The sequence below is a fragment of the Pseudoalteromonas sp. OF5H-5 genome (assembly GCF_021530695.1).
In the GTDB taxonomy this organism is placed as follows: domain Bacteria; phylum Pseudomonadota; class Gammaproteobacteria; order Enterobacterales; family Alteromonadaceae; genus Pseudoalteromonas.
In genome coordinates, this window is the sequence record NZ_JAKGBF010000002.1 from 274,875 (window position 1) to 301,465 (window position 26,591).

The 26,591-nt window shown below is 40.0% G+C and carries 22 protein-coding genes; 19 read left to right on the plus strand and 3 right to left on the minus strand.

Annotated features, from left to right (window positions below; genetic code table 11):
* The first annotated feature begins 17 nt into the window (after positions 1–17).
* From L1271_RS04085 to L1271_RS24820, 14 genes are all read left to right on the plus strand, one after another.
* Positions 18–2,690 carry an SLBB domain-containing protein gene (locus L1271_RS04085; protein ID WP_416348732.1) on the plus strand — a complete coding sequence of 891 codons (2,673 nt, stop codon included), beginning with the start codon at positions 18–20 and terminating at the stop codon, positions 2,688–2,690.
* 422 nt (positions 2,691–3,112) lie between these two features.
* Positions 3,113–4,915: a hypothetical protein gene (locus tag L1271_RS04090; protein WP_235366804.1), complete on the plus strand. Its 1,803-nt coding sequence runs from the start codon at positions 3,113–3,115 to the stop codon at positions 4,913–4,915.
* A gap of 65 nt (positions 4,916–4,980) precedes the next feature.
* A complete protein-coding gene (locus tag L1271_RS04095) occupies positions 4,981–5,697 on the plus strand; it encodes a thioredoxin domain-containing protein (protein WP_235366805.1) in 717 nt (238 codons plus the stop codon).
* A 65-nt stretch (positions 5,698–5,762) separates the two neighbouring features.
* Positions 5,763–6,173: a type II secretion system major pseudopilin GspG gene (gspG, locus tag L1271_RS04100; RefSeq protein WP_010605785.1), complete on the plus strand. Its 411-nt coding sequence runs from the start codon at positions 5,763–5,765 to the stop codon at positions 6,171–6,173.
* A complete protein-coding gene (locus tag L1271_RS04105; protein WP_235366810.1) occupies positions 6,154–7,818 on the plus strand; it encodes a GspE/PulE family protein in 1,665 nt (554 codons plus the stop codon). The genes gspG and L1271_RS04105 overlap by 20 nt, the downstream gene beginning before the upstream one ends.
* On the plus strand, positions 7,815–9,005 hold the full coding sequence (locus L1271_RS04110) for a type II secretion system F family protein (RefSeq protein ID WP_010605783.1): 1,191 nt from the start codon (positions 7,815–7,817) through the stop codon (positions 9,003–9,005). Before L1271_RS04105 ends, L1271_RS04110 begins: the two co-directional genes overlap by 4 nt.
* Complete coding sequence (locus L1271_RS04115) at positions 8,992–9,459, plus strand: pilus assembly FimT family protein (protein WP_268831111.1); 468 nt, start codon at positions 8,992–8,994, stop codon at positions 9,457–9,459. The genes L1271_RS04110 and L1271_RS04115 overlap by 14 nt, the downstream gene beginning before the upstream one ends.
* Entirely contained in the window at positions 9,446–9,850 is a 405-nt protein-coding gene (locus tag L1271_RS04120; RefSeq protein WP_102056088.1) for a prepilin-type N-terminal cleavage/methylation domain-containing protein, read from the plus strand. The genes L1271_RS04115 and L1271_RS04120 overlap by 14 nt, the downstream gene beginning before the upstream one ends.
* Positions 9,831–10,532 (plus strand): type II secretion system protein, encoded by a 702-nt coding sequence (locus L1271_RS04125; RefSeq protein WP_010605780.1) that lies wholly within the window; start codon positions 9,831–9,833, stop codon positions 10,530–10,532. Before L1271_RS04120 ends, L1271_RS04125 begins: the two co-directional genes overlap by 20 nt.
* Positions 10,516–11,355 carry a type II secretion system protein GspK gene (locus tag L1271_RS04130; protein WP_235366814.1) on the plus strand — a complete coding sequence of 280 codons (840 nt, stop codon included), beginning with the start codon at positions 10,516–10,518 and terminating at the stop codon, positions 11,353–11,355. The genes L1271_RS04125 and L1271_RS04130 overlap by 17 nt, the downstream gene beginning before the upstream one ends.
* 2 nt (positions 11,356–11,357) lie before the next feature.
* Positions 11,358–12,314 (plus strand): hypothetical protein, encoded by a 957-nt coding sequence (locus L1271_RS04135; protein ID WP_102056090.1) that lies wholly within the window; start codon positions 11,358–11,360, stop codon positions 12,312–12,314.
* Positions 12,315–12,373: 59 nt separating this feature from the next.
* The gene (locus L1271_RS04140; RefSeq protein WP_157782793.1) at positions 12,374–12,853 is read left to right on the plus strand and encodes a hypothetical protein; all 480 of its coding nucleotides are present in this window, start codon (positions 12,374–12,376) and stop codon (positions 12,851–12,853) included.
* On the plus strand, positions 12,850–13,329 hold the full coding sequence (locus L1271_RS04145; RefSeq protein ID WP_235366817.1) for a hypothetical protein: 480 nt from the start codon (positions 12,850–12,852) through the stop codon (positions 13,327–13,329). Before L1271_RS04140 ends, L1271_RS04145 begins: the two co-directional genes overlap by 4 nt.
* A 1-nt stretch (position 13,330) precedes the next feature.
* The gene (locus L1271_RS24820) at positions 13,331–15,328 is read left to right on the plus strand and encodes a secretin N-terminal domain-containing protein (protein ID WP_010605775.1); all 1,998 of its coding nucleotides are present in this window, start codon (positions 13,331–13,333) and stop codon (positions 15,326–15,328) included.
* 603 nt (positions 15,329–15,931) lie between these two features.
* Here the strand turns inward: L1271_RS24820 and L1271_RS04155 are convergent.
* The 3 genes from L1271_RS04155 to L1271_RS04165 form a co-directional block, all read right to left on the minus strand.
* Positions 15,932–17,185 carry an O-antigen ligase family protein gene (locus tag L1271_RS04155; RefSeq protein WP_102056093.1) on the minus strand — a complete coding sequence of 418 codons (1,254 nt, stop codon included), beginning with the start codon at positions 17,183–17,185 and terminating at the stop codon, positions 15,932–15,934.
* A 3-nt stretch (positions 17,186–17,188) separates the two neighbouring features.
* A complete protein-coding gene (locus tag L1271_RS04160) occupies positions 17,189–17,902 on the minus strand; it encodes a WecB/TagA/CpsF family glycosyltransferase (RefSeq protein ID WP_010605772.1) in 714 nt (237 codons plus the stop codon).
* Between the two features lie 164 nt (positions 17,903–18,066).
* Entirely contained in the window at positions 18,067–18,975 is a 909-nt protein-coding gene (locus L1271_RS04165) for a Wzz/FepE/Etk N-terminal domain-containing protein (RefSeq protein WP_010605771.1), read from the minus strand.
* Positions 18,976–19,445: 470 nt separating this feature from the next.
* On the opposite strand from L1271_RS04165, the gene wecA reads away from it, so the two are divergent.
* From wecA to L1271_RS04190, 5 genes are all read left to right on the plus strand, one after another.
* Positions 19,446–20,483: a UDP-N-acetylglucosamine--undecaprenyl-phosphate N-acetylglucosaminephosphotransferase gene (wecA, locus tag L1271_RS04170; protein ID WP_039841210.1), complete on the plus strand. Its 1,038-nt coding sequence runs from the start codon at positions 19,446–19,448 to the stop codon at positions 20,481–20,483.
* A gap of 838 nt (positions 20,484–21,321) precedes the next feature.
* Positions 21,322–21,801 carry a transcription/translation regulatory transformer protein RfaH gene (gene rfaH, locus L1271_RS04175; RefSeq protein WP_010605769.1) on the plus strand — a complete coding sequence of 160 codons (480 nt, stop codon included), beginning with the start codon at positions 21,322–21,324 and terminating at the stop codon, positions 21,799–21,801.
* Between the two features lie 954 nt (positions 21,802–22,755).
* Complete coding sequence (locus L1271_RS04180; RefSeq protein ID WP_010605768.1) at positions 22,756–23,871, plus strand: polysaccharide export protein; 1,116 nt, start codon at positions 22,756–22,758, stop codon at positions 23,869–23,871.
* A 12-nt stretch (positions 23,872–23,883) separates the two neighbouring features.
* Positions 23,884–24,318 carry a low molecular weight protein-tyrosine-phosphatase gene (locus L1271_RS04185; RefSeq protein ID WP_010605767.1) on the plus strand — a complete coding sequence of 145 codons (435 nt, stop codon included), beginning with the start codon at positions 23,884–23,886 and terminating at the stop codon, positions 24,316–24,318.
* Between the two features lie 14 nt (positions 24,319–24,332).
* Positions 24,333–26,567, plus strand: coding sequence for a polysaccharide biosynthesis tyrosine autokinase (locus L1271_RS04190; protein ID WP_235366821.1), 2,235 nt, complete (start codon positions 24,333–24,335; stop codon positions 26,565–26,567).
* Positions 26,568–26,591: the final 24 nt, after the last annotated feature.

The window sequence follows — 26,591 nt, forward strand, 5'->3', positions numbered from 1 at the left end:
TTTAACAAAAGTCTATAATGGAAGAGATTTCAGTGAAGTTCTTCAGAATAATATTGCTCTCAGTTTTTATTCTTATATCGCACCAATCAGTTGCGATGACACCAAGCAAACAGCAAATAGAACAGTTCAAAAAGCTCCCTAAAGCTCAGCAGGAAGCCCTTGCGAAGCGCTATGGCATCGATCTAAGTACTTTAGATAGCAAAACATTAGGCAATAAAGAGAAAGAAGAAAAAGATACTTCGATTCAACCTCGAAACAAAAATGGATTGCTGGAAGAGGAAGAAGAGGAAGATAAGTTTAAGCCGAAGCAGGAAGAGCTAAAGCCTTTTGGTTATGAGCTTTTTGCAGGTGAGCCTTTAACATTTATGCCTTCTGAGTTGGCTGCAATTCCTGATACTTATTTGTTGGGTATTGGCGATCTGGTGAAGATCAATTTGTATGGTAAAACCAACGAAGAACATGAAGTTCAAATTGACAGAGAAGGGCGTCTTGCAATTCCAAACCTGAGCCCGGTTCACGTTATTGGTTTGTCATTTAAAGAGCTAAAAGCACTGATCACAAAAAAAATATCAGAAGAAATGATCGGAGTTCAAGCTTTTGTCTCTATGGGTGAGCTAAACCCTATGCGCATTATGGTAGTGGGTGAAGCATACAAGCCTGGTAGTTATACGGTTTCACCGCTTGCGACAGTGACCCATGCGCTATTTGTTTCTGGCGGTGTAAGTGATAGTGGTTCGCTTAGAAAAATTCAAGTAAAGCGAGCGGGTAAGCTAGTTACCACATTTGATTTATACGACTTATTGCTGTTTGGTGATAGCTCTGATGATGTAGTCCTAAAGCCTGGCGATGTTGTATTTATCCCGCCTGCAGCTAAGAAGATTAAAGTAAAAGGTGAAGTTAACCGCCAAGCCATCTTTGAGCTTAAAGAGTCAGACACGCTTGAGAGTGTAATGGCCATGTCAGGTGGTTTCAAAGCGAACGCAAACAAGTCAAAAGTAGTCGTATCACGTTACAACGGTGATGGAAGGCGCATTACCCTGAACTACAACTTTACTGAAAATACGAGTTATAAGCCGCAGAACGGTGATGAAATATCCGTAAATGCCGCATCAACTCGTTTTCAAAACACTGTAACTGTGGTTGGTGCAGTAACTAGCCCAGGGCATTATGAATGGCACCAAGGTAAGACGCTAAAGGATGTATTTAGTGCGCCAAGGGAAGATTTGTTATCTATCGCCGACTTCGGGTACTCACTGATTATCCGTGAAGTAAACTTTGAAGGTGATATTGAGATCATTCAATTCTCTTTGCAAGATATCTTTAACGGTAAATCTGGAGATATTGAGCTGGTTTCTAACGACAGTATTGTTGTATTTAGCCGCTATCAACTGAAAGAAGAAGAAGAGCAGTTGCTGGAAGACCTTGCTTATAATAAAGAGCAGCTGAAATTGCGTGAAAACGTAAAACTGTGGGAGCAGTTTGAACGCGATGAATTTTTAAAATATATCGGCTTAAAAGAAGATGAGCTGTTCGAACTTGAGGAAGAAGTTGAGCTGATCACAAGTATCGATGCGCTGTTCCAAGAGCCAAAAGAAGTAGAAGACGAAGAGTATGCGGTTTTTAGTCGTCAAAAGCTATTAGCACCTATTCTAGCCAAGCTGCAAAGACAGGCAACACCAACAGAGCCAGCGCAATTATTTGCTGTAAATGGCCAAGTTAAGTTTCCTGGCGTGTATCCTTTATCAAAAAATGCTAATTTTCAAAAAGCGGTACAGGCTGGCGGTGGATTTCTTGAAGCGGCTTATCTTGAGCAAGTGGAGTTGACCCGTGTTGTATACGATGATGGTAAACAGGTTGAACATATCCAATTTAATGGTGTAAATGAACTGGCGAATCCAACACAGGCGCTAACCAGCAAAGATACTGTAAACATCTTCCCTAGACCTAATTGGCAGGAAAGGCTTCAAGTTAAAGTTGTGGGTGAAGTTAAATTTCCAGGTACGTATACTATCAAACGCGGTGAGACGCTTGATAGCCTGCTTGAAAGAGTGGGTGGCTTTAACCAATTTGCACACAAAGAAGCGGCTATTTTTACTCGTGAGTCCATTAAGCGTAAAGAAACTTCACAAATCCAACGTTTAACGCAAGAGCTAAGACGCGATATTATTACCAATACTTTCCAGAAGAGCGCGACTGCGAATACCTCAATGCCATATGAAGATATGGACAAGATTTTGAGAGATTTGTCTAAAGTTGAAGCGTTAGGACGTCTTGTTATTGATTTAGACAAACGCTCGACACAAGCATTACAGCTAGAAGATGGAGATGCGCTATATATTCCTGCGGTACAAGACTCTGTCAGTGTTATTGGTGAGGTCAACTTGGCAGCAACGCACTTATTTGATTCGTCTAAATCAGTTGATGACTATATTAAAGCGAGTGGTGGTCTAAAACAAAAAGCGGATGATGAACGGATCTATATTATCAAAGCTAATGGTTCAGTAGAGCTCCCAGGCTCAGGGACTTGGTTTGCTGTGAGTAGTCATGCTAACCAACTAGCTCCTGGTGATACGATTGTTGTACCGCTTGATGCTCAACATATCGATAGCTTGACGCTTTGGAGTACTGCAACACAGATTATTTATCAATTAGGTCTAGCTGCTGCTTCAATTGCAACACTTAACAAGTAAAAAGTAACAACTAAATAATTGTCTTTAAGTCAAAGAACCTATTAACAATTATTTACGGAAAAACTGACTTTACTCATACAGGTATTGACAACCTCTGATGGTTGAGTAAAGTGGTGTGCACTCAAGTGAACACTGGCTTAATTAAAGGTTATAAGCGCTTAAAGTTCACAAAATGAACAGTTTGTGGTTGATTGCAATTTATTGTGAGAAATTATTAACTTTGTAGAAATTTTAATTTATGATGGGGCTTGAATTAAATGTTAGTTCTTATCATAATGGTAGAGCCTAGATTTGATGCTACATGTTTGTGCAGTATCGGTCGGGCCCTTTAACTTATTTAACGTTTTGCTATACTCTGGTGTCCAGAGTGTGTAAATATTAACTGAAAACATAAAGTGTCCACCGGATACATGGAGATAAAAATGAAGCGTTTTAATAAAGTCGCTTTAGTTCCTGCTGCAGTTGCTGCTGTATTAGCAGGTAACGCTTACGCAGGTACAGAAGCTTGTTTCGAAATTTACGACACAACAGGTGCTGCAGCTGCGGATCACATCAAAGCATTTGAAACACGTTATACTGGCGCAACTTGTATTGTAGAAAGCAAGCGTGGCGGTGCATCTGATACTGACCTTGAGCCAACAAAAGAATCAAAGGTAGCTTACGAGCTAACTGGTGATTTAGCGCTAGACTTTGACAATGTAAACTTATCAGCTGCTCCTGCTACTGAAAGAGACATTCAGATTGTTTATATACCAACAACAAACATCCCTTCAAGTTCTAGATTAGTATTTAAACTAGATGGTGCGATTTTCCACGGTAACGCGAACAAAATCCACCTAGTTAAAGATAAAGATCCTAATGCTAATGACGGTTTCGAAGCGGTAGCGGATGCGGATGGTGTTTTTGACGGTTCTAACACGCTTACTTTCCTAACTAAAGATATCGAAATTCGCGCAGGAACCCGTTTAGTACTTTCTAGATCAGAAAATGCTGCTACTACAACTGCAGCTACTCTAAAGCCTATCAGCATTAAGATTGAAAATGATGTATGTACATCAACAACTTCAACTAAAGCTGTTACGCTTAAAGTAACTAGCGCAACTACTGATGGCGGTGGTTCAATCACTGGTGCAACGTCTGTTGCTCATAAGCTAGTTGATATTTCACCTCAGTTCTATGCACTACAAGATAGTGAGTCAACTGAAGTTAAAGTTAACGCTGAAAGTGAAGACTATCTAAACCAAGCTATCGTAGCTCGTACAGAGTTTGTTTACGAAAAAGGTACTTCAACTGTAAACAAGACACAAGCAATCTACCCAGCAGGTTTCTATGACCGCGCAACTCTGCTTGACCGTGCAATCACTCTTTCAGCAGATGATCACCTAGAAACTAGCTTTGTTTCAAGTGGTGCTCCTGGCGCAAGTGTACAGTATGGTATCTACGATACTCGCACTGCAGCATCAGGTGTAGTTACTTCAGTAGCTGATGAAATCGCTGTAGAAACAGGCACTGCAAAAGGTGTTATCACTGTAGGTGATGCAACTAAGAAAGTGTATGATACTGAAGCTACAGACTTGTTTGTTAACGGTGCAGAAGCTAACCCTGCAGCTGCTACGGACCCACGTTTTGGCGCTCAATACAACCAAGCGTTCTACACAGTTGAAACTAAAGACTCAACTAAGATCATGAACTTCAACTATGAAGTTACTACTAACTACAAGCTTAACTTTGCTGATGACAAGTATCTTGATCACTGTGATATGAAGCCTGTTACTCACAAAGTTGGTGTAAATGGTGCGGTTCTTAAAGTTCCTTACACTGTTAACGCAGAAGGTAACTTTGTACGTGTAACTAACGAGCACGACAAATCAGCTGAAGTAACTGTTGACGTATTTGGTGAGTCTGCTGACGGTACTGAAGGTAAGCGCAGAGTACTAGCAGTTGACCTAGGTATGGTTCCTGCTCAGTCTTCAGTTGTTTACTTCGTTCCAGACGTAATCGCTCAAGCGGAAACGCAAAAAGGTTACACTGGTGCTGACGGTGGTTACGCTGCTAAGTCTCTAGGTGACAATGCATCTAACGCTGTATCAAGCAACGCTCGTCACACGCTAACATTCACTGTTACAGCTCCTAGAGATTCTGTACACGGTGTATCTGTACAGCGTATCACTGGCGGTGTTGACCGTGTAATGCCAGTTCTTGACCAAAACGAGTGGTCACAATAATTTAAACTAATTTAGTTTACTAAAAACCCTCGCGAATGCGGGGGTTTTTTTTTAAGGTTGAAGTAATGAAGAAGTTAATTTTACCAACATTTTTTATGGCTCTGGCAGGCTGCCAACCAGCGGATAATAGCGCTGAGCTGAGGCAAGAAATTGAAAAGCTAAAATCAAATCAGCAACAAATTGCTGTGCGTATTGGTATGGCCGAATTGGTTAAGCCTGACACTTTAGTTGTAGCAGAAGATGCAAAATGGATTGGTAATAAAGACGCAAATATTGTGGTAATGGAGTATACCGACTTACACTGTCCTTTCTGTAAAAAGTATCAACAGAATGTATGGCCTGAATTTAAAGAAAAATTTGTAGATAGTGGTAAAGTGGCCTACGTTGCGCGGGAATTCCCATTAGCACAGATCCACCCTAACGCTCCATTTGCTGCTGTGGCACTCAAATGTGCAGATAAGCAAGGTCAATATGAAGAAGTAAAGAACTACTTATTCGAACTAGGCAATGACCTATCTAACGATACAACTGCAGAAATGGCAGAAAAGTTTGGTTTAGATAAAGAAAAGCTGGACGCATGCGTAGTTGATAAAGAAGTACATGCAGCAATTGATACTTCTTTACAAGAAGCTGCATTGTTAGGTTTAAAATCAACACCAACCTTTGTTATTGGTAAACAAGTAGACGGTAAAATTGAAGATTATCGAATTGTGGTTGGTGCTGGCGAAATTACAAAATTAAGCAGTGTGATCGACACTTTAAGCTCAGCAAAGCTGGACTAAAAAAATCACTATGGTAGATTGTGCGGGGGCTAATTGCCCCTGTTGTTATTTCTGGAGAATGCAAAGTGACTAATAAAAGTAAGGCCATTAAAGGCTTCACCCTAGTTGAATTGTTAATTGTAATGGTTATCCTCGGATTGCTGGCCTCAGTGATCGCGCCAAGGATGTTTAGTAAAGTAGATTCAGCTCGTGAGGCAAGTGCCAGAGCGCAGATGCAAGTATTATCCACCGCATTGGACGCATATAGACTCGATCTTGGCTACTATCCAAATAGTCTGGACGATCTCGTTCAAAGTGATTTACCTCAGTGGGACGGCCCTTACTTCTCTAAAGCTATTCCCAAAGATCCATGGAATAATGCCTATTTATACGAACGCAAAGCAAATGAGCAAGGCAGAGAAGATTTTCAGCTAAAAAGCTTAGGTCGTGATGGCAAGTTGGGCGGTGAAGGTGAAGATGCAGACGTGGAACTCTAAGGTTAAGTCTTGGGTAGAAAATAATGTTATCTTAGAGCCTGGAAGACTAGAACAGGCTGAACGATTTTTAATCGACACCGATGATAAGCTAGATACATTGTTGATTAACTCTGGATGGCTAGATGAAGAAAAAATTCCAAACCTTTATGCATCTTTGCTAGGTTGTAAAGTGTGGCAGGGGATCCCTGAGTACTCAGATGATGCACTAGCGGCATTAGAATCAATCAATGTTGAGTTTTTGTTGAATAATGACTTTATACCTTTAAATGCAAGTCAAAAATGTATAGAGGTTGGCTTTAGCAATCCACATTGTCCGCATGTCATCGACTATTTAAGATTACTAAATGCCGAAGTGGTTTTTTATGTGCTATCGAGCAAAGAGATTGAACTGCTCAAAGAGCATTGTAAAACGTTTATCTTTAAGCATGAAGTGACACCAGTAAATGCTGAAAACCTTAACGCGCTTAAAGAGCTTGCATTAGGCGCTCCTACTGTCAACTTGGTAAACAGTCTAATCAATAAAGGCGTTAGGCTTGGTGCATCGGATTTACATATTGAACCTGTCGATGGTCGATATCGAGCACGTTACAGAATTGACGGTATTTTAAAAGAAGCAGAACCGATCCCTAATAGCTTACAGCTTGCAGTTGTATCTAGGATAAAGATATTGTCGGGTATGGATATTGCTGAGAAGCGAAGACCACAAGACGGAAAGATTGCAATGAAGGCGGGGGCGACAGATTTAGATATCCGCTGTTCAACACTTCCTCTAGGGGAAGGCGAAAGTATAGTAATGCGGTTTTTGATTAAAAGTGCTGTACGCTTCAATTTGTCAAATCTAGGATATTCTGAAGATTTGATTGAAAAGATCAATGCTGATATCAAGAAGACGTCAGGAGTGATACTTATGACCGGTCCTACCGGTTCTGGTAAAACAACTTCTCTATACTCATTCCTAAGTCAGATAAATAGTCCTGATGTTAAAATTGTCACATTAGAGGATCCAATCGAATATCAGCTTCCCGGTGTTAATCAAGTTCAAGTCAATGCAGAGATTGGCTATGACTTCTCGACGGGTCTACGTAGTATTGTTCGTCAAGATCCAGACGTTATCATGGTTGGTGAAATACGGGACAATGAAACAGCAAAAATTGCGTTACAATCAGCTCTGACTGGTCACTTAGTATTTAGTACTGTGCATACCAACGACGCTCCGTCAGCCTACACGCGGTTGCTAGATTTAGGGATCCAAGAATATCTTTTAAATGCAGGCCTTGTTTCTATTATGGCGCAGCGTTTAGCGAGAAAGCTTTGCGAGCATTGTAAAGAACCTCTGTCTGCGCAAGAGTCTGAGTTTTTAGTGTCAAAATATGGCTTAGATAAGTTAGCCGAGAAATCTATTTCTTTATTTAAACCGTCGGCTTGCTCCCATTGTGAGCAAACAGGTTACCAAGGGCGAGTAGCCTTTTTGGAGTATTTACCCTGCGATAGTGACGTAAAGAGAATGGCGAAAGATGAAAAGCTTTTAGACAACTTATATGAACTGATGAAACAAAAACATCTAAGAACGTTAAAGGAAGACGGCTTTCTTAAAGCAATCCAAGGGATCACGACAATTGATGAAGTGTTAAGGGTGGCTGGGTGAGTAAGTCCTTCAAATATAAAGTTGTTAATGAGTCAGGTATGGTGGAACAGGGTGAAGTCCATGCCACCAGTTTAGCTTCGGCGCAAGCTAAATTGGAAGAAGACTTTAAACTTGTGTTATCAGTAAAAGAAAATAGTACGCTTTTTGAACGTAACCGAGTCAGCTTGAAAGAACTTGAAGAAGCGACTAGTCAGCTTGCGACACTGTTACATAATGGCCTACGAATTGATAAAGCGATAGCCGTACTTGCTCAAGCAAGCAGTAGCTCAGCGATAGGGGGAGTTTGGCGTCAGGTATTATCTGATTTGAAGCATGGCGGTTCTCTTAGTGATTCGCTAGCAGATAAGCCTAATGTTTTTCCTAAGCTATTCGTTGAAATGACAAAGATTGGTGAAAGTACAGGAACACTACCCTTAGTATTTGAAAGATTGAGCCAGAATTTACGCTTTCAATATGAACTTAAAAGCAAGGTAATGCAGGCTGCTACCTATCCAATTTTTATTTTGATTGTTTGTATTTTAGCTATTTGGGGCATTTTTACTTTTGTAGTACCAAGTATGTCAGCAATGTTTGAAGGGGTGGATCAAGTTCCTGAGTACACTCAATTGCTGTTAAATATGTCGAGCTGGGTTATTCAATATCAAGGCGTTATATTTGTTGCACTCATTGGTATTCCAATCGGAGTTGCATTAGCCCTGCAAAAACATCAACTGAGAACTAAGCTACTAAACTTCTTAAGTGGTTTCCCGATAGCTAAAAGTCTAATTACGTTTTCAGATCGAATTAGATTTTCTACTGCCTTGCAGCTTACGTTGGAAAGTGGCGTTAGCCTTTCGTCCAGCCTTGAATTAGCAAGTGAGACAGTTATCAACCCTCAATTGAGCGATAAGTTGAAGAAAACAAAAGTCGAGGTTTCCAGTGGTGAAAGTATTTCTGGAGCGGTAGCTAAGCTGAAGCTTTTCGATGAAATTTCGCTTTCTCTGATCACTGTTGGTGAGGAGAGCGGCAATTTAGAAATGTCGTTTTCAGAAATATCACGGAGAAGTCGACAGTCTTTCGAGCAATGGTTAATGAAATTTACAGCGCTATTGGAGCCGCTTTTAATATTGATAATGGGTGGCATTGTTGGCTCAGTCGTTATCGTTATGTTATTAAGTATTGTGTCTATGAACGATGTCTCTTTCTAATAAAAAAGGTTTTACCTTGGTGGAGCTTTTGATTGTGCTTGCGCTTATAGGGCTTGCAAGCTCCATTGTGTTGCCAAATCTATGGGGACAGTTAGATAAAATAAGATACTTGGCAGAGAAACGGCAAGTAACGGCTTTGCTTGAGTATGCGAGACTATACGCCTTTTACAACAACCAGCGTCTGTTGATTTCAAGCCAAGAGACTTCGTTAACCATTACCTTGCCTAAGCTTGAAACATCAGAGGTGAGCTCGGGTGAAGATGACAAGCCATCTAGCCTCGAGGACGATATTGACTCTGAAGTACCAAGTAGTCAGAGTGTTCGAATTGTAAAACAGGTGCACTTCAAACATGTAAAACTCAATGAAAAGGACTTTGAAATATCTCCTCTTTCCTATATCGCATTTAGCCATAGCAGCTTGGAACTAATAAAAGGGTCAAATGGTGAAAGCTAATAAAGGTATGACTCTAATTGAAGTTCTGATTGCGTCCATTTTACTATTCATCGCTATTACGAGCTTAACCTATGTTATGCGATCGTATTTCCTTTTTGAGAGTCGTCTGGATAGGAATCTTGTTCGCGCCAAAGTGGTTGAGCTAGCTTTGGACGAAATACAATACCAATATCAATATTTAAGCAAAAACAAAGGGGAGCTTGTTGTTGATGGTATGGTTTTCAACTGGGGAGTTGAAGTTTTAGAAAAGAAGAAAGCGCAGCGTGTGATTTCAGATGAGAATGGGCAGTCCTCCGAAGTGGGTGAAATCGTCCTGTATGAGGCCACGGTTTATGATGCTCTAGATGAATATGAGGTTGCGAAGTTTAAAGATGTATTTTGGCAATTTTAAACCAAAGCAAACAGCTTTCACGTTAGTTGAAGTACTTGTTGCGATGACTATTTTTAGTATTGTCATTGCTATATCCGTTTCTTCTTATCGGTTTGCGCTACAACAAATGGGTAAGAAGGTCGACAAGGCAGAGGTTCGAGCTTTAGCTTCTTTAAAAGTGTTGAGGCAGCAAATGAAAGGAGTGAAACCTTACTTCGTTAGCGTTTATGATAAGCCTAGCGATATGCCGTTTTTTGTGGGCAGTCAAAAAGAAATTACTTTTATTACCGAAGCTTCATTGCTCACAAAGTCCCCTCTTTCCATCGTTAGTTTGTTCTCTACGGATCAAGGGATAAGCTATTGCGAGTTGCCATTCGGCAGCGTAGGACTGCCGGATTATAGACAAGGGAATGATCGGTGCGAAAACCCTACTGTACTCTTTGAAGGGGAGAATGTACGTTTTCGCTATTTTGGTTGGAAAGACCAGTTTGAGTTTTATAACTACTTTTCTGAATATTTTGCACCTCCAACAAAACCTAAGCCAACATGGTATAGCAATTATGATGGAAGGGAGCGAGGGATAACTCCGATTTTTATTGAAATATTGTTTGATACAAACAACGGTGAAAGTGAGTCTTTTAAAGTACGACTACCAGAGTTTAACTACCTAGAGCGGAATACTCAAAATGCATTTGAAGGCTAAAAATGACGGTGCGGCACTGCTAATCGTTCTTATGATTTCAGCCTGCCTAGCAGCTATTATGATGTTTTTTTCTACTCAAGGGCAGTTAACCAATAATTATACTGAGATTTTGAAAAATAGAAGCAATGTTGAACTTGAGGTACACTCCATCCAGTCCGAGTTAGTATTTGAATTAATTACAACACCACTGAGTGTACTTGGGCCAACGAGTAGTTCGGGTGAGCAATTTACTGATAGTACATTTTTCGACAATATCAACGGTAAACCCTTTAAATATCGAGATTACGACATTGTAGTACAGGATCTGTTCGGTGTAGTTTCATTAATGCCATTTGATGAAAAGCGATTTCGGCAACTTATTTTACGTGAAACAACGCCTGAAAATTTGCAAACTATTATGGACAGGCTTGACGATTGGCAGGATAAGGATGATTTAGTGAGGTTAGAGGGAGCTGAAAAGGGTGACTATGAGCAAGCATTTCTGCCAGCAAACAAAACAATTCAAAGCAAGCAAGAATTACGTTATATCTTAGGTGATGATTCGCTTTTTGAAAAAGTTGCAGGCAATCTTGTGATGTATGGTTCGCCGTACCTTGTTCGACAATTTGCACCAAGCAATTTATACTCCGTGCTTGGCTTTTCCAACAATAGCGACACCTCAGGCAGCGCAGAAAGTGGAAATGAGAGGGTATACCCTAGTGGTCGTTTTAAGATAAAAATTTTGTCTAGAACCAATTCAAATTATGCCAAGCAATTTGTTTTTTACAGAGGGGTTGGCTCGATACGCCCTTACTTTATTAGTAATGAGAAGTTAGTTTTTTAAATATGCATGAGAATCTGAAAAAGCTAGGCTCAGTCAACGCGTTACTGTGGTTGAAGTACACCATCAATGCGGCTGGAGAGTTGGAATCTACAGAACGAAAAAAGCCCTCGTTTGCGTTAGGGACAGCATGTGTTGTTGCTCGGCAGCAGCTTTGGGTAATTGAAAGAACATATGCGCTTAAGCTGCTTCCGGAATTAAAGAACCTTATCAACGCAGAGAAAGCGACTAAATTACCGCTGAAAGGTGAGGTATTTTGGCAATTTCGTCTGCTTAGTGACGCCAAAAAATTCAAGCTCACTTTTTTTGTCTTGCCGTCAGCGGCCAAAGAGCAAATTCCTGATGACTGTTTATATATTATACCTGAGCATGATCGGGTGGAAGATGAGTCGCCATTTGCACTCTTAAGTACTGAAGGAAGCACTCAAACTGAATTATTAAAGACTGCGGACACCCTATCTTATACTGACCTATTCAGTTTACGAACAAAAACTCAGGTCAGTAAAGCAACACAAAAAATGAGTAATAAAACGTTGGGGATTGCGCTGTCAGCGCTCGCAGGGGCCGCTCTGTTGTCTACTTCTCTCTATACCGAATACAAATTATCGACACTACAAGCACTGAAGTTAGCGAATGAACCAGTGGTTGATGAGGCATTATTAAAACGAAAGACCTTGGATGGTCGAGGGGCGCAAATTGAAGGATTAACAGTGTTTTTTGCAGAGAACCCGAATGTATTGAATAAGTTAGCTTTAATTGATACTGGGGATATAGAGGTGATGTACGATCAAGTTGTTATTATTCCAACAGGCGCACAGCTCCGAGGAAGGACTGCGAATGCCACTGCTTTGCTACAAAAGTATAGTGAAGCGGAACATGTATCAGAAGCAAAGTTTACTAGGGCGTTAATCAAACATAACTCAGGTAAAGAAATATTCTCAATACAGGTAGATTGGAAATGAGTGCGCAGTTAACACCAAAAGCAAAGTTAGGCTTAGTAGCGATCATAGGGATCCTTGTGTTGGAATTTTTTGTCTTTCCTTGGTGGGATTGGGTAGCTGATAAAAGAAGAGAAATTGATAGCCTTAATCAATTAATAAGCAAACAACAGAAGGTAATAACGTCCGTTGATCTATTAGACGAGAAACAAAAGCGCTTTGAAGCTGAACTGCAAACATTTGCCAACCTTCCCCGTTTGAAAAAAGACGATAATGTGAGCTTGATTTGGTTAAAAGCAATTGATGATGCAACTGCGGAACTCGAAATAGAAGTTAATAATAAATCTCCAAAACGAGCGGTAAAAATAAATGATGGTTACTCAGCTTTTACAGGAAATTTGCACGTAGAAGGGCCGCTTAATCAGATCATTGCGCTGCTAGATAGTTTAGAAGACATAGAAAAAGGAAAAAAGGTGAGACAGGTATCTTTTTTCCAAGAAATTGCTAATCAAGGGTTTGCAACGGCAAACATTGAATTTGTGCAGGTGTATTCAACATTATGAGAAACTTAGCCATTTTTTTTACGGCGTTAATTTTTGCCTGTTATTTGTTTATATCGTACATCATAAGCCTTCAAAGCTCGTATGAAGAGGTTAATTTAAACAACGAACTTGACCAAAACCAGAAAGCAAAAGTGACGTTTGAGAAGTTTGAACCAAAACGTTTCGCAGATTTTTTTAATATTGAATACAAAAAAATCGAAAAAGTACAAAGTAATGAAAAGAAAGTCACAGAGGTAAAGGTTTCACCTATCGCAATATATGTAACCGGTGGAAAATCTCAGGCGCTGCTTAGGGTCACGGGTGACAATATTAATGAGATAAAACCAGTCTCAATTGGTGAATCATTTTTCCATTATACAGTTAATGATATTATTGCAGGTTCAGTTATTATATCTGATGGTAATAATATCAGCATTGAAATGTATAAAAGTGTTCTATTAGAGGTTGAAGTATCCCCACAAGCTGGAGACGTTTAAAGTGGTATTTTCAAAAATAAATCATAACGCCTTATTTTTTAGCGTGTTGTTGGTTTCCGGCTGTGCAGCCAACAACCCAAAGTTAAACAAGGAATTAAAAGTTACCCCTTCAATTATTAGCAGTGAGCGCGCTGCAATTGAAAGTGAAAATCTTGAAGAAAGCGGGAGTAAATCCGAACGCGTTTACAGTGAAACTGACATTAGTGACTGGGGCGGTGTATCGGCAGTAAATCAAGATTCTATTGATGTGCCTGCGTTAGAAGGGCCAAGTGTATCATTTGCCGCGGATGAACTGCCAATAAAAGAGTTTTCTAATCGTGCATTTCAAGAAATTTTGGGTATCAATTATGTACTATCTGCTGAATTAGCAGCATCTAGTAAAAAGCTGACATTAAATTTCTCTGAAGAAATTCCACGTCCTGAGTTTTACCAGGCTGTTATTAAAACAATGCAAGAAAGTGGAATTAGCGCGTACTACAAAGACAAAATTATCTACCTTACTTTAGCGCAGGGTAGGGACAAGAAAAACACAATTTCTGTTGGTATAGGTAAAGCTGTAGAAGATGTTCCTGATGTTGGAGGAGCTATCACTCAAATAGTTCCATTTGTATATAGCAGCAGTAGAAATTTAACTAGCATTTTAGATAAGTTATCGACAGCGACGGTAACCGTTTATGGAGCTCAAAAGTTACTTATATTAGAGGGCGAGAAGAGTGAAATAATTAGAGCGGTTAACCTGATTAATATGCTTGATGTCCCAAGAGCATACGGAAGAGAAATCAGATTATTTGAGTTTGCCCACATTGCACCTGACGATGGTGTTAAGAAAATTAGAGAGCTGTTAACTGAAGATGGATTAGCTATGGGCTCTAGCGGCGATGTATCCTTTGTTACCATTCCACGTATCAACTCTGTTGTTGTTTATGCCAGCAGTGCGGAAATTGTGGATAGAATGAGCTTCTGGGCACAAAAAATAGATGTGCCAATAGCTGGAGATGAGCGCCAATATTTTGTGTTTAAGCCGCTATATGCAAAAGCAGAAGATATGAAAACGGCATTAGCCCCATTATTGCAGAATTTCCAATCAGATAAAAACGGTGAGAGCAGCTCAGCTCAAGGCGGATCAACCCCTGATGGAAAGCTAAGCTTCTCTTTGAATAAACAACAAAACTCATTGATATTCTATGCGACAAAAGATGAGTACCGCTTGGTCGAATCTCTACTTGAAAAGATGGATTCTTTACCGGGCCAGGTAATCCTTGATGTCACTATTTTAGAAGTCACATTGACAGACTCAGCAGCCACTGGAGTTGAATGGGCGTATAACAGCAAGGGGATGAAGAAACCTGGAAGTAGTTTTACCCTGAGTAGTGCTGAAGGTGCTATTGCTGGTACGGTAATATCAGGCAACTGGAAAGCTGAACCTCAATGGAAAGATAAAAGCGAAGATATTCGAGTATTATCGAGACCATATTTTATTGTCAGAGATGGCGAATCTGCAACAATCAACTCTGGGCTGCAGGTACCAATTATTACCCAAACGGTAGAAGATATAGGTAATAATAACTCGGTATCAAATTCCGTACAGTATCGTTCTACAGGGATTAGTGTAAGCATATCGCCAACGATTAACTCACAAGGAGTTATCTCGTTATCCGTTTCTATGTCAAATAGTAACGCAGAATCGAATGAGTTAGGTGGTTCAAATTCACCGGTGATTACAAACCGTTCAATTAGCACCGAAATATTATCGAGTGATGGGCAGACGGTTGCATTAGGGGGTCTTATCCAAGAGTCGAAAAATGATCAGGACAATAGCGTCCCCTTACTTTCAGAATTGCCATTACTAGGTAATCTATTTAAAAGTAAGTCTGACTCTGTAACCAAAACAGAGTTAATCATGTTGATAACAACCAAGATTGTAAAAGAGTCTACCGAAGTGGATGACTTCACAAATGCACTGTCAGAGCTTTACAGTACACCTATAACGATTAATTAGGTCGGGTTGAAGCGCTGCTCACTAAAGGTGAACAGCGCTTTTGAGTTGGTTCAGAGTTTTGTAACAGCCTAGTACTAATTGGCTCATCCTGAAACTAATTTGATTTATTGAATTACTTGAAGATCTAAACGATCTTACTATCCTCAAATTTCTGCTTTTTGAATCACACAAGCAAAAAAATTGCAATTCAAGTGTAAAAAATGAAACCAAAATCAACCATGCACACTCCACAAAAGCACCTGTTTTAAATCAAGCTGATTGATATTGTTTCACCGCGTTATGGGCTAGTGAAGCAGGTAAAGCTCATTGATTGGTAGTGCTTTCTAAGTCGAGCAGATTCAGTTGCTAGGTGAGGTTTAGGCGACGCTTACAGCTTTTTTATGTTTAGCTATTAAAAGTGCAAAGCACTGTGCAATGGCAGTGACAGAAGTGCTGTTGACAAAGATAATGCTCAGTTTGGATTGATTTAGTGCAGCCAGTCTGAGCATCAAAGCGCCAATATTCAGAATCGACAGTCGACTTCCTGTGGTAAAAATACGCCATAGCTTATGCCGTGTTACGATATACATCGTCAGCAGTTAATGTTTCATTTTATGGAGGAGATTATGTGCTTTTGATATGGTCCTTACTCAGATAATCAAGATAAACCATCAGTGCGGCGACAAACGCAGACCAAAGCGCAGAGCGGTAGGCATCTAAGGGAGTGCCCGTAAAAGCATAAAGAATAGCTGCGGTAACAGACAAGTGAGCTGATACGGACAGTTTAAGGTGTGTAAAACCTAAAGTAGCAATATGCCTTCTTGAAGTAAAACATACCTTTAATGAATAAAAATAAAAAATAATCAATACAGATGTAATTGCAATAAGACCAAATAGACCATATCTAAATAAGTAATCTAAATAGGTATTCTCTATGATCACTCCGTCATAGGCGAGAGGGGAACCTGAATACCAGTATTCAAGACCTTGGCTCAAAGCGGTAATTGTTTGGGCTTTTCTAGTTGACGTTGAGCCATCCAATTCACCTGAACTCATCAACTCAATAAATTGGACAATATACTGTAAATTGATATCTAGCTGGAGGATGGCAAGTATAGCTAGGCCTATAAAACAGCCTTTTAAAATAAGCAGCTTTTTTGCTATTCCTAAATTCAATGCAACGGATAAAGCTGAGAAGTAAATGGCAATTATTGCGGTGGCTAGATATCCCGTCTTAGATTGAGAAAGAAAAATGGCTAAGAAGATAAAAGTAATGCTAATGCCAGCTGCTACTTTCCTTTTTCCTAGGAAAAACTCCATAATGCAGTAGACAAGGAAAAAACTGAGGACATAGCAGGTGATGTATACCCATTCAAAGGTTCCTGGAGCTCTAAATCCGAAGCCAGCATAAACTTGCCTTGAGTTGATGATTTTTAATGCTGGTATATCACCTAAAATGATCTGCAATGCGATAAAAACTAGCTGCAGAATCATCATTCCAAGCAGCACTTTAGTAAGTTTTGGTAAATCTTGTAGTTGAAAGTGTGTGCGTAACAAAGAAAAGAATGCTGCAGTATAAAAAAACAGAAAAAATGGCTTAATTAATACGCCAAAGTGGAAGCTTGAAAAGTGTTGCCACTGAAATGGAAATGTAATCAGCATTGCTACTGTAGGTAATAAGTAGACATATGCCAAGCTAGGTAAAGCGAACTTTGTCCTCGTTGCTAAAATGCTGATAGTCAACATTCCAAGCATTACAATAAAGTAAGACTTTTGCATAACCGTTGGCGCAATTGACGGTATGAAGTACGTAGGCCAATAGAAAAGAAGAAATATGGCCGCAAAAGTTACAAATTGAGGAAAGCTAGCTCGTTGCATTGACTACTTCTTTTTTAGCATGTGATATAGGTAGCTAACAATAAACTTCGGATATTGGCGGATAACGCGATCCCGAACATGTTTGTGTTTAACCATACGTTGTAGCCACCGTAGTCCTAATTTCTTTATTATAGGGTGGTAATAATCTGGTTTTATTGAAGTCTGTGTTAGAAATCCACCACAAGTAATGAACAGCATAGGTAAGTGAATTTTGTTTTTAGCGGTTACGCAGAATTGCTCTTGATATGGAGTACCCATACCAACTAATACTACATCTACGTTGCGTTCTTCCAACTCTTTCAACACGGGGGCTGTATCATCAATATACCCGTCTCGAGCATAAACAATATGAATATTTGGATATTGTTGCTTGAGGACCTTTACTGCTTTTTCATTTTCGTCTGCAGTTGCACCAATAACAGCTAAATTTAAATGTTCGTCACTAATATGCTGAAGAAACGGTGCTGCAATTGAGCTATAGTCAAAACTTGCACGCGTTATTTTAGGTAGAAACAAGTTATTTAGCTTACAAAGTAGCGCACCATCTGAAAAAAAGTAATCAATATTTTCTACCAGCTCAGGCCGTTTTTGTACTTCATGGTAAGAAAATGGGTTAACGAATGAAATCGCAACAGGCTTGTCTGCCTTTAAGGCATTTGCTCGTATTGCATCAAACTGGTCGCCTGAGTAAATTTTTTTATTGAGAAGGTCTTTCATAAAAAGTGAATTTTATTACCGTAGATTAGTTTATTGGCTTTTTAATAGCCTTTTTGTATTCAGCTCACAAATAACAACATTGCTATCAAAAAGAGTAAATTACCAAAGTTGTAATTTGTATTCGTTGGTAACAACACTTTGATGTATTACCAACGTCTATGTGTTTATCTATTTCTTTGTGAGTAAAAGCGGACGAGATAGATAAAAGTTGCAAATAAACCACCTAAAATCGTTAAGATGATTACGATAAAAGCGCGCTTTGGTGCATACTTCTCTTCTTCGAAGCTTGGTGGATCAATTGTGGTAAAGATATATTCGTCTTCAATTTCAGTGAGCATTTTTTGCTTCGTTTGCTCTTCAATCAAACGATAAAAGACCACTTGCATATCTGCAATAGTTGTTTGTTCTAACTTTCTATTTAAATACTCAATACTTTTTTCAGCTTGCTTGATGTCGTAAGTTTGCATTGTTTGATTAATTTCGCTTATCAATGTGTCCAATATCTTCTGGGCAAAGTACGGCGAAAGGTGTTCAAACGAAATGGTAAACATCCCATTTCTTTGCTCTTCTACACTAAGCATTTTGGAAAAAGCTTTGTAGGTTTCCCACAGTTGTGCTCGTTCATCCAACTCAAGGAACTGAGTCGTCTTAGGGTCTATTATTGCCTCGTCAAGCGTGAGCGTATTAGTTTCAACATCCCATGATTTGGATGCGATGAGTGGAATGATTAAGTTCTGTTCATCAAATAATCGGTATAAAAATTCTTTGCTTTGAAGTTTTGCCAGTGCAACTTCAGTTTTAAATCCACCGTTTTGGGCTGGTGAAATTCCAGCTAATGCAGCAAGTCCTCCTAAAGAACTACCTAAGTCAGCTGATGCATTTTTCAAGCTTTGTGTTGGTGCTAATACTACGCTCGAACGATATGTGTTTGGTAAGCTGAGCGCTAACATTACTCCGGCGATAGCAAATATAAAACTGATGCCTAATATCATTAGTTTTGCTGACCATAAAAACTTAGCTAATTCTGAAAATTCAGGTGGTTCATTCCGCGTGATTAGTGTCGACTCGGACATTAGGCAATTATTCCATGATGCTTAAAAAAAGATGCATTATACAGGATTTGAAAGATCAATAAACAGGTTGCTATGTAATCTTAATAGGCATGTAAAGTATGGCTAAGCTTGGATATTTTTACTGATAAAACATGTGATTATCATTAGTTTGGACAGCGGGGCTGCTTTTGTTTACGACAAGAGCAATTCACGGGTTAACGTTAAATAACAAAAGATCACAACAAGAACGTTTTTATTCGTTTCAAATTTATGTAAAACATCTATTGAAGCGGTTGTTTGGGTAGTGCATTGGTGGTATCAATCGGCTATAATGCTCCAGTTTTAAAGAACACACCTGCATGCGCTCACTGAAGAGGTTGTAAACGACAAAGAGGTCATAGAGTGGTTTTATATTTTTACATTCACAGATTTTGTACTTCAAACTCGACTATTCAGGTGAATTCATTAATGGAGAATCTATAGTGGAGCTCATGTTAGCCTTATTGTTTTCGTTCGCAATGTCTTTAGCCGCAATTGGTGTCGTGCGGCCCATGGCGATCCGTTTTAATTTGGTTGATAAGCCGAACGAGAGAAAGAAGCATGAAGGACATATCCCCCTAATCGGTGGAATTGCCGTTTTTAGTAGTATTTTCATTACATCTAGCCTCTTTTTTCCTTTTAGTATCGAATTAGGTTGTTACCTTTTAGCATCAGGCCTCATGGTGCTGATAGGAGTGATGGATGACAAGCACGATTTGAGTGTGCGCTTTAGAATATTTTTTCAAATTGTTGTTGCTTCCCTAATGATATTCTCGATAGATAGTTATATTCAAAATCTAGGGGATCTTTTCTCATTTGGAGACATTAATCTCGGCTGGTTTGGCGTGTTATTTACCTACGTCGCAGTGATCGGAATCATCAATGCTTTTAACATGGTTGACGGTATTGATGGACTTTTGGGAACGATGGCTATCATTACGCTGAGCGCGATATCTATTCTGTTGTTTTTGAGTGGACAAGAAAATTTACTGTCAGTTTTGTTGGTAGTCGCTCTAGTTCCTTATTTGATTTTCAACTTGGGTGCTTTTGGAACTCAGTATAAGAAAATTTTTATGGGCGATGCTGGCAGTATGTTCATTGGTTTTACCGTGGTGTGGTTACTTGCCATCAACACTCAAGGTGCGACAAGTTCTTTTAGGCCCGTAACAGCACTTTGGATAGTTGCTGTTCCTTTGATGGACATGGCGGCTATTATTATTCGTCGTATACGAAAAGGGAAATCACCATTTAGCCCTGATCGGGACCACCTGCATCACATATTTTTACGCGCCGGCTTTAACTCACGACAAGCCTTATTAGTAATCTCCCTGATTGGTGCTTTATTTGCGTCGATAGGCGTTGCGGGAGAGCTATTTGAGATTCCAGAATCCGTGATGTTTGTCGCTTTTATCGGAATTTTCTTAGTTTATAACTACGCAATTTTGCATGTATGGCGAATCCTAAAATGGTACAGAAAGCACCGCGCATAGGGTTCTCTTTGCTGAACAGTTAGCGCAGATCTGAGCAAACTTAGGGTTGCGCTAATTCTTCAATCTAGATGATTAGTAGTTCAAAAATACAAGTAAATAGTGTGAATGCACTTAAAGTTCTTCATGTTTCAAAAACCATTCTCGGTCAGTGTTATTAAGTTTCAAAATCCTGCTAAAATTTCGCTATATAACCGGAACTCGGGATAAGAAGTTAGTTAAGCTATTAAAATACCTAAGTTCAAAAGCGCAATATCACGCTAGCCAGAAGTTATTTCTTAATACAAGGCAAATTTGTGCGCCAATAGCTGGTCTATTGCAAGCAAATTAATCAGTCCGCTCTTTTCTTTACTGTAAAATACGCTTTTAACGCGCACTCTAACATTTGAGAGATCCTCAACTAAGTTATTCCTAGTGGGTGAGTAATACTCCATATAGGAAGTAAGGTTGAAATTTTGTTCTTATTATTAACAACTATGCAACTGTAAGTGTGCTAGGTCTTTATCGTTTTGAGCCACTGGCTTCCAACAGTATTTTTGAAAAGCCATATCTGAAATAACAGTTTTTGGGCGAAGAGAACGAGTAGAAAGTGTTATCTATCTTTATTAGAACATAAGAGATCATGAGGTTCTACCTCACTTTAGTTTGTAGGGAGTATTCATTTATGTGCTTAAAATTAATGTTGTGTAATCGTACTTAACTAAATAGCTTGGCGTTACAAAGCGTTGCTAAAAAAGCTGCTGTTTGCGTTTTATTGGCACTGTTTTAGGGTGGACGCAATTGAGAATATACGTATAATAGTGAGCCTAAACCGTCAGGCTTATTTATAGGAACGCAACGCATGGAATGCTGGTATTTGCTCTACTGTAAACCAAAACAGGAATTCAGAGCACAGTCAAATCTTCAAAGTCAAGGGATCGTATCTTGCTTCCCGACTTTCATAAAACAAAAAAACTCAAGTGCGAAAGCGGTAACACAACCTCTTTTTCCACGGTATTTATTTGTTCGTCTTGATCCACATTCTTCACACTTTTCTGCGGTAAAAAACACTCGAGGTGTTGCTAATTTCATTCGATATGGAATGGATCTGCAAATAGTACCGGATGAACTAGTTAATGAGCTCATGCAATCTTGCAATGTTGAGGTGCAATGTGACTTGAAAGAGGGCGATCTGGTTCAGTTGACAGACGGTTGCTATAAGGATATTCACGCAATATTTCAACAACCTGACGGAGAAGTTCGAAGCATTTTATTAATTAAATTGCTTAATCAGTATACGAGAATAGTTGTTGATAACAGTACAATCAAAAAGGTACAATGAAAAATCAATCCTTTATTCTTATTTATTTGTAATATTAAAGGTGTACTGTGTTGTCGGTTAAGTTATCTGAAGTTGAAATTTAAACCTTCTCTACTCAAAAGAGCAAAAACAGAACGGTGTGAGTGGATTTGGCCCCTGTAGGCTGGATTTACTCTGCAACTTTGATTCTACTAAGAATAGTAAATTAACCTGAGGTTTGGATAAGGAATGTTCCAACTCATTGTTGCTAAAGCACAACTTAGTTTTCTCCTTGTCTAGCCAGAGAGTTTTAGGGAAAACAAGGCGAATTTACGCACCAATAGCTGGCTATTGGAAGTGAATTCAACGCAGTTAGCGCTAAAACTGGCTGCTAGAAAGGCATTAATTATCCGCAGCTCAGGTTAAATTAGCTGGATAACACAGCAGCAAACTACTGTAAAAGCACAAAGCTATGGCTGTTAGCTGACCGGCACTTTATTTGGGTGCGTTAAGTTAAGTGTAGATACATCACCTTGAGATATATTTGCGGCCGAAGCACAACAAATAAAAACTAGAACAGCATTTAGGAGCTGCAACCTAAGGGCGGAAGCGTGCCTAAATATATTGAGAAGGGTTGAGTCAGGCAGTTGTGTCCCTAGATGGTAGATGAATAGACGTTCTATCTTAGTGAAACTGTATTAATTAGCTCTTCGTTCTATATTTAGTGTGTTAGTTGCGAAATGGTGAATAAAACGGGTTGTGCTAAATAAAGGGCTCAGGTGAAAATTTGCGGGATTAAGACACAAATTCTTATCACATAGCAGATAAAACACGGAACTAAGAGTGAGAACAGCTGCAAAACCTAGTACTCACTTGCGATTAACAATCGTGCATGCTTTAATTAGCCCACGAAATTTCTGTTGTCTTTACGTTATTAAGTAAAAGGCAATAAAAGTAATTAAAAGAAAAGACTATAAACACTTTTGGGAAGATACAATGGCGCTACGCTGTAAAACTATCATTGCTTCAACTGTATTACTTGCAATGAGTGGCTGTACACTCGTTCCAGGTGGCCATTTCGAAGGAATAGGTTCTGGTGAACAAACTGCAAACCTTGAGCGAGATCTTGAAAAAGTAAATATTCATATTATCGACTCGCAATTGGTGCAAGAACATAAAATCAAACGAGCGAAACAAATTGATCACTCGTCGCTTGCGGGTATTGATGTTTCAAATTATGAATATCGTCTTGGCGTAGGTGATGTAATCACCATTGGTGTGTGGGATCATCCTGAACTCACCATTCCAGCAGCTGTACAACGAACAGCAGAGTTTGACGGTTTCCGTGTTCAAGCCGATGGTACAATCAACTTTGCTTATGCGCCAAAGGTTCCTGCTGCTGGTCGCACAGTAACCGAGCTTAGAACTGACCTTGCAAAAAGACTAAGTCGTGTTATTGAAGAACCGCAAATCGACGTGAAAGTGGTTGGTTTTAAAAGCCAAAAAGCGTATGTAACCGGTGAAGTCACAAAACCTGGTGTGTACCCAATCACAGAAACTCCAGTGACACTCATTGATGCGATAAACCAAGCAGGCGGTTTAACAGAAAGCGCCGATTGGGAAACGGTAACCTTTACTCGTGGTGACAAAACTGAAGTTATTCAACTCGATGATTTTTATGCCGAAGGTGATATTTCACAAAACCGCTTACTTAGACACGGTGATATTGTACACGTAAGTCGTAATGATAAACGCAACGTGTATGTGTTGGGTGATGTGATTAAAGCGGGCAAAGTAGACGTAAACCGCTATGGTTTAAGCCTAGCTGAAGCACTAACGGATGTTGGTGGCTTTAACGAGCGTACAGCAGACGCAAACGGTGTTTTTGTCTTGCGTAAGCGCGACCTGCAAAAAGATGGTGTGCTTGCAGATGTATATCAGCTACATGCTAAAAACGTAGCCTCTCTAGTACTTGCTGAACAGTTTGAACTTGAGCCACAAGATATTGTGTATGTGACTAGCGCGCCACTTGCTCGTTGGAACAAAGTTATCAGTTTATTATTGCCTTCACTGTCTACAGTGGATGCGATTCAAGATATAGAAAATCAGTAATTGTGAGTACTCATGTTTGATAGTGTTTTAATGGTTTGTGCAGGTAACATCTGCCGCAGTCCTACGGCAGAGTATCTGCTAAAAAACAAACTAAGTGGCAAAAATGTAGCTGTTTCGTCAGCTGGATTAACCGCCCTAGAAGGAAAAGCCGCTGATGCATTAGCGCAGGAGTTGGCGAAAGAACAAGGAATCGACATGAGTGAGCACCAAGGTCGCCAGTTAACTGGTACCTTGGTCGCACAAAATAGTCTCATCCTCGTAATGGAGCAAAGGCATTTAACTGACCTTTGCAGCCGTTACCCTCAAGCTCGTGGCAAAACCTTTTTACTTGGTAAATGGATTGGCGATAAAGAAATTCCAGATCCGTATCGCCAATCACGTGAAGCGTTTGAGCATGTTTATGAGCTTATCGATAGCGCCTGTGGCGCTTGGCAACAGTATTTATAAGGATCCGTGAGTATATGAATGCTCAGCCAAATCTTATCTCTAATCAAAAGTCATCAAAAGAAGAGACGCAAGAAATCGATTTAATGGCGCTAGTTGGCGCATTATTAGATGCTAAGTTTTTTATCGCAGGCATTACAGCACTATTTATGTTGTTAGGCATAGCCTACGCAATATTTAGCACGCCAATCTACCAAGCAACTGCAATGGTACAGGTAGAGGAGAAGGGCGGTTCTGTTCCCGGTTTTGATGATATGTCTGGTATGTTTGAAAGTACCTCTGCCGCAGTAACCGAAATTGAGCTACTAAAATCTAGAAGCGTCATTGGTGAAGCAGTCGACACATTAAATTTAGATACCGTTGTTGAGCCAAAACTATTTCCACTATTTGGTGGCCGCAGCTTCCGTAAATTTGTTGCACAAAGTGAAGGCGAAGTAGCAGAGTCAAGCCTTGGCGCAAGCTCTTATGCGTGGGGTGGTGAGCAAGTTGAAATACACCGATTTAAAGTGCCAAGTAGTGCAATCGGTGAAGAATTCGTTTTACAAGCAAGAGCGGAAGAGTCATTTGCATTATTAACAAGTGATGGTGACGAAGTACTTGCAGGTAAAGTGGGCGAAGAAGTAAAGCAAGGTCAATTTGAGCTGACCATTAAAACTTTGATAGCACGTCCAGAGACTGAGTTTTCTATCGTTAAACGTAACCGTCTTCAGACGATTTTAGATCTACAAAGTGCAATATCAGCGTCTGAGAAGGGGAAAGACTCAGGTATTATTAATCTTGCGCTGCAAGATGAAAGCCCTGAATATGCCGAGAAAGTGCTGGACAAAGTAGCTGGTATTTATGTTCGCCGTAATGTGGAGCGTAATAGTGCGGAGGCGCAGCAGTCTCTTGAGTTTTTAGAGGTGCAGCTTCCAGAAGTTAAACGTAACCTAGAACGTGCAGAAAAAGCCTTTAATGACTACCAAATTCGCCAAGAATCCATTGATATTAGCCTAGAAACACAAGGCGTTTTAGAACAAATTGTAAAACTAGAAACTAAACTGCAAGAGTTAGAGCTAAAGCGTTTAGAGCTTGGCCGTAAATTTAAGCGTGAACACCCCTCTTACCGCGGTGTGGTAGAGCAAATTGATACCGTAAAGCGCCAACGCAACGAATTAGCTGGTGAAGTACAAGGCTTACCAGAGACTCAGCGCGAGCTGCTACGCTTAAAGCGTGATGTAGAAGTAAATAACGAAATTTACACGCTGCTTTTGGGTAAAACGCAAGAGTTAGATATTGTGCGTGCGGGTACAGTAGGTAACGTTCGCATAGTGGACTACGCAGAGGTAAATACTACTCAGCCAGTCAAACCTCAAAAAGCACTAATCGTTGTGATGGCAACCATGTTGGGCGGAATGTTAGCCGTTGCGATTGTACTGGTGCAAAAAGCGCTGCACAAAGGTATTGAAGACCCTGCGGAAATAGAAGCGTTAGGTTTGCCTGTATACGCAAGCGTGCCATTCTCAGAGTACCAGGTAAAACTCACAGGTTTTGCAAAGGCACGCAAGGGCAAAGTGGCAAAGGCAAAATCGATACTCGCCATGGATAACCCTGCAGACCTTTCCGTTGAGGCGCTACGTAGCCTCCGTACTAGCTTGCACTTTGCTATGCTAGAAGCAAAAAACAATGTTATTGCTATCTCAGGCCCAAGTCCTGGCGTGGGTAAATCTTTTATTACCGTAAACCTTGCCACTGTGCTGGCACAAAGTGGCAAACGCATTCTTGTTATTGACGCTGATATGCGTAAAGGCTACCTGCAAACTCAGTTTGGCATGAAATGGGATGACGGTTTAAGTGATTACCTCTCTGGCCGATTGAATTTAGCGCAGGTGATTAAGCCAAGCCAAGTTGAAGGTTTGCAAGTAATGACCCGAGGCCAAATACCGCCGAACCCTTCAGAGCTACTAATGCATGAAAACTTTAGCAAGTTGATTGGTGAAGTGAGCAAAATGTACGACTTAGTTATTGTTGATACTCCTCCAATCTTAGCGGTGACAGACCCTGCTATTGTGAGTGCGCATGCAGGCACAACATTACTAGTAACCCGTTTTGGTCAAAACCATGCAAAAGAGCTAGAAATTACACGAAATCGTTTTGAGCAAAATGGTATTGATGTAAAAGGGGTGGTATTCAACGGTGTTGTTCGTAAATCAACTAATGCCTATGGTTACTATGGCTACTACAACTACGAGTACAAATCAGATAAAGCATAGCAGGTTATGTCGCTGCAACCCGTA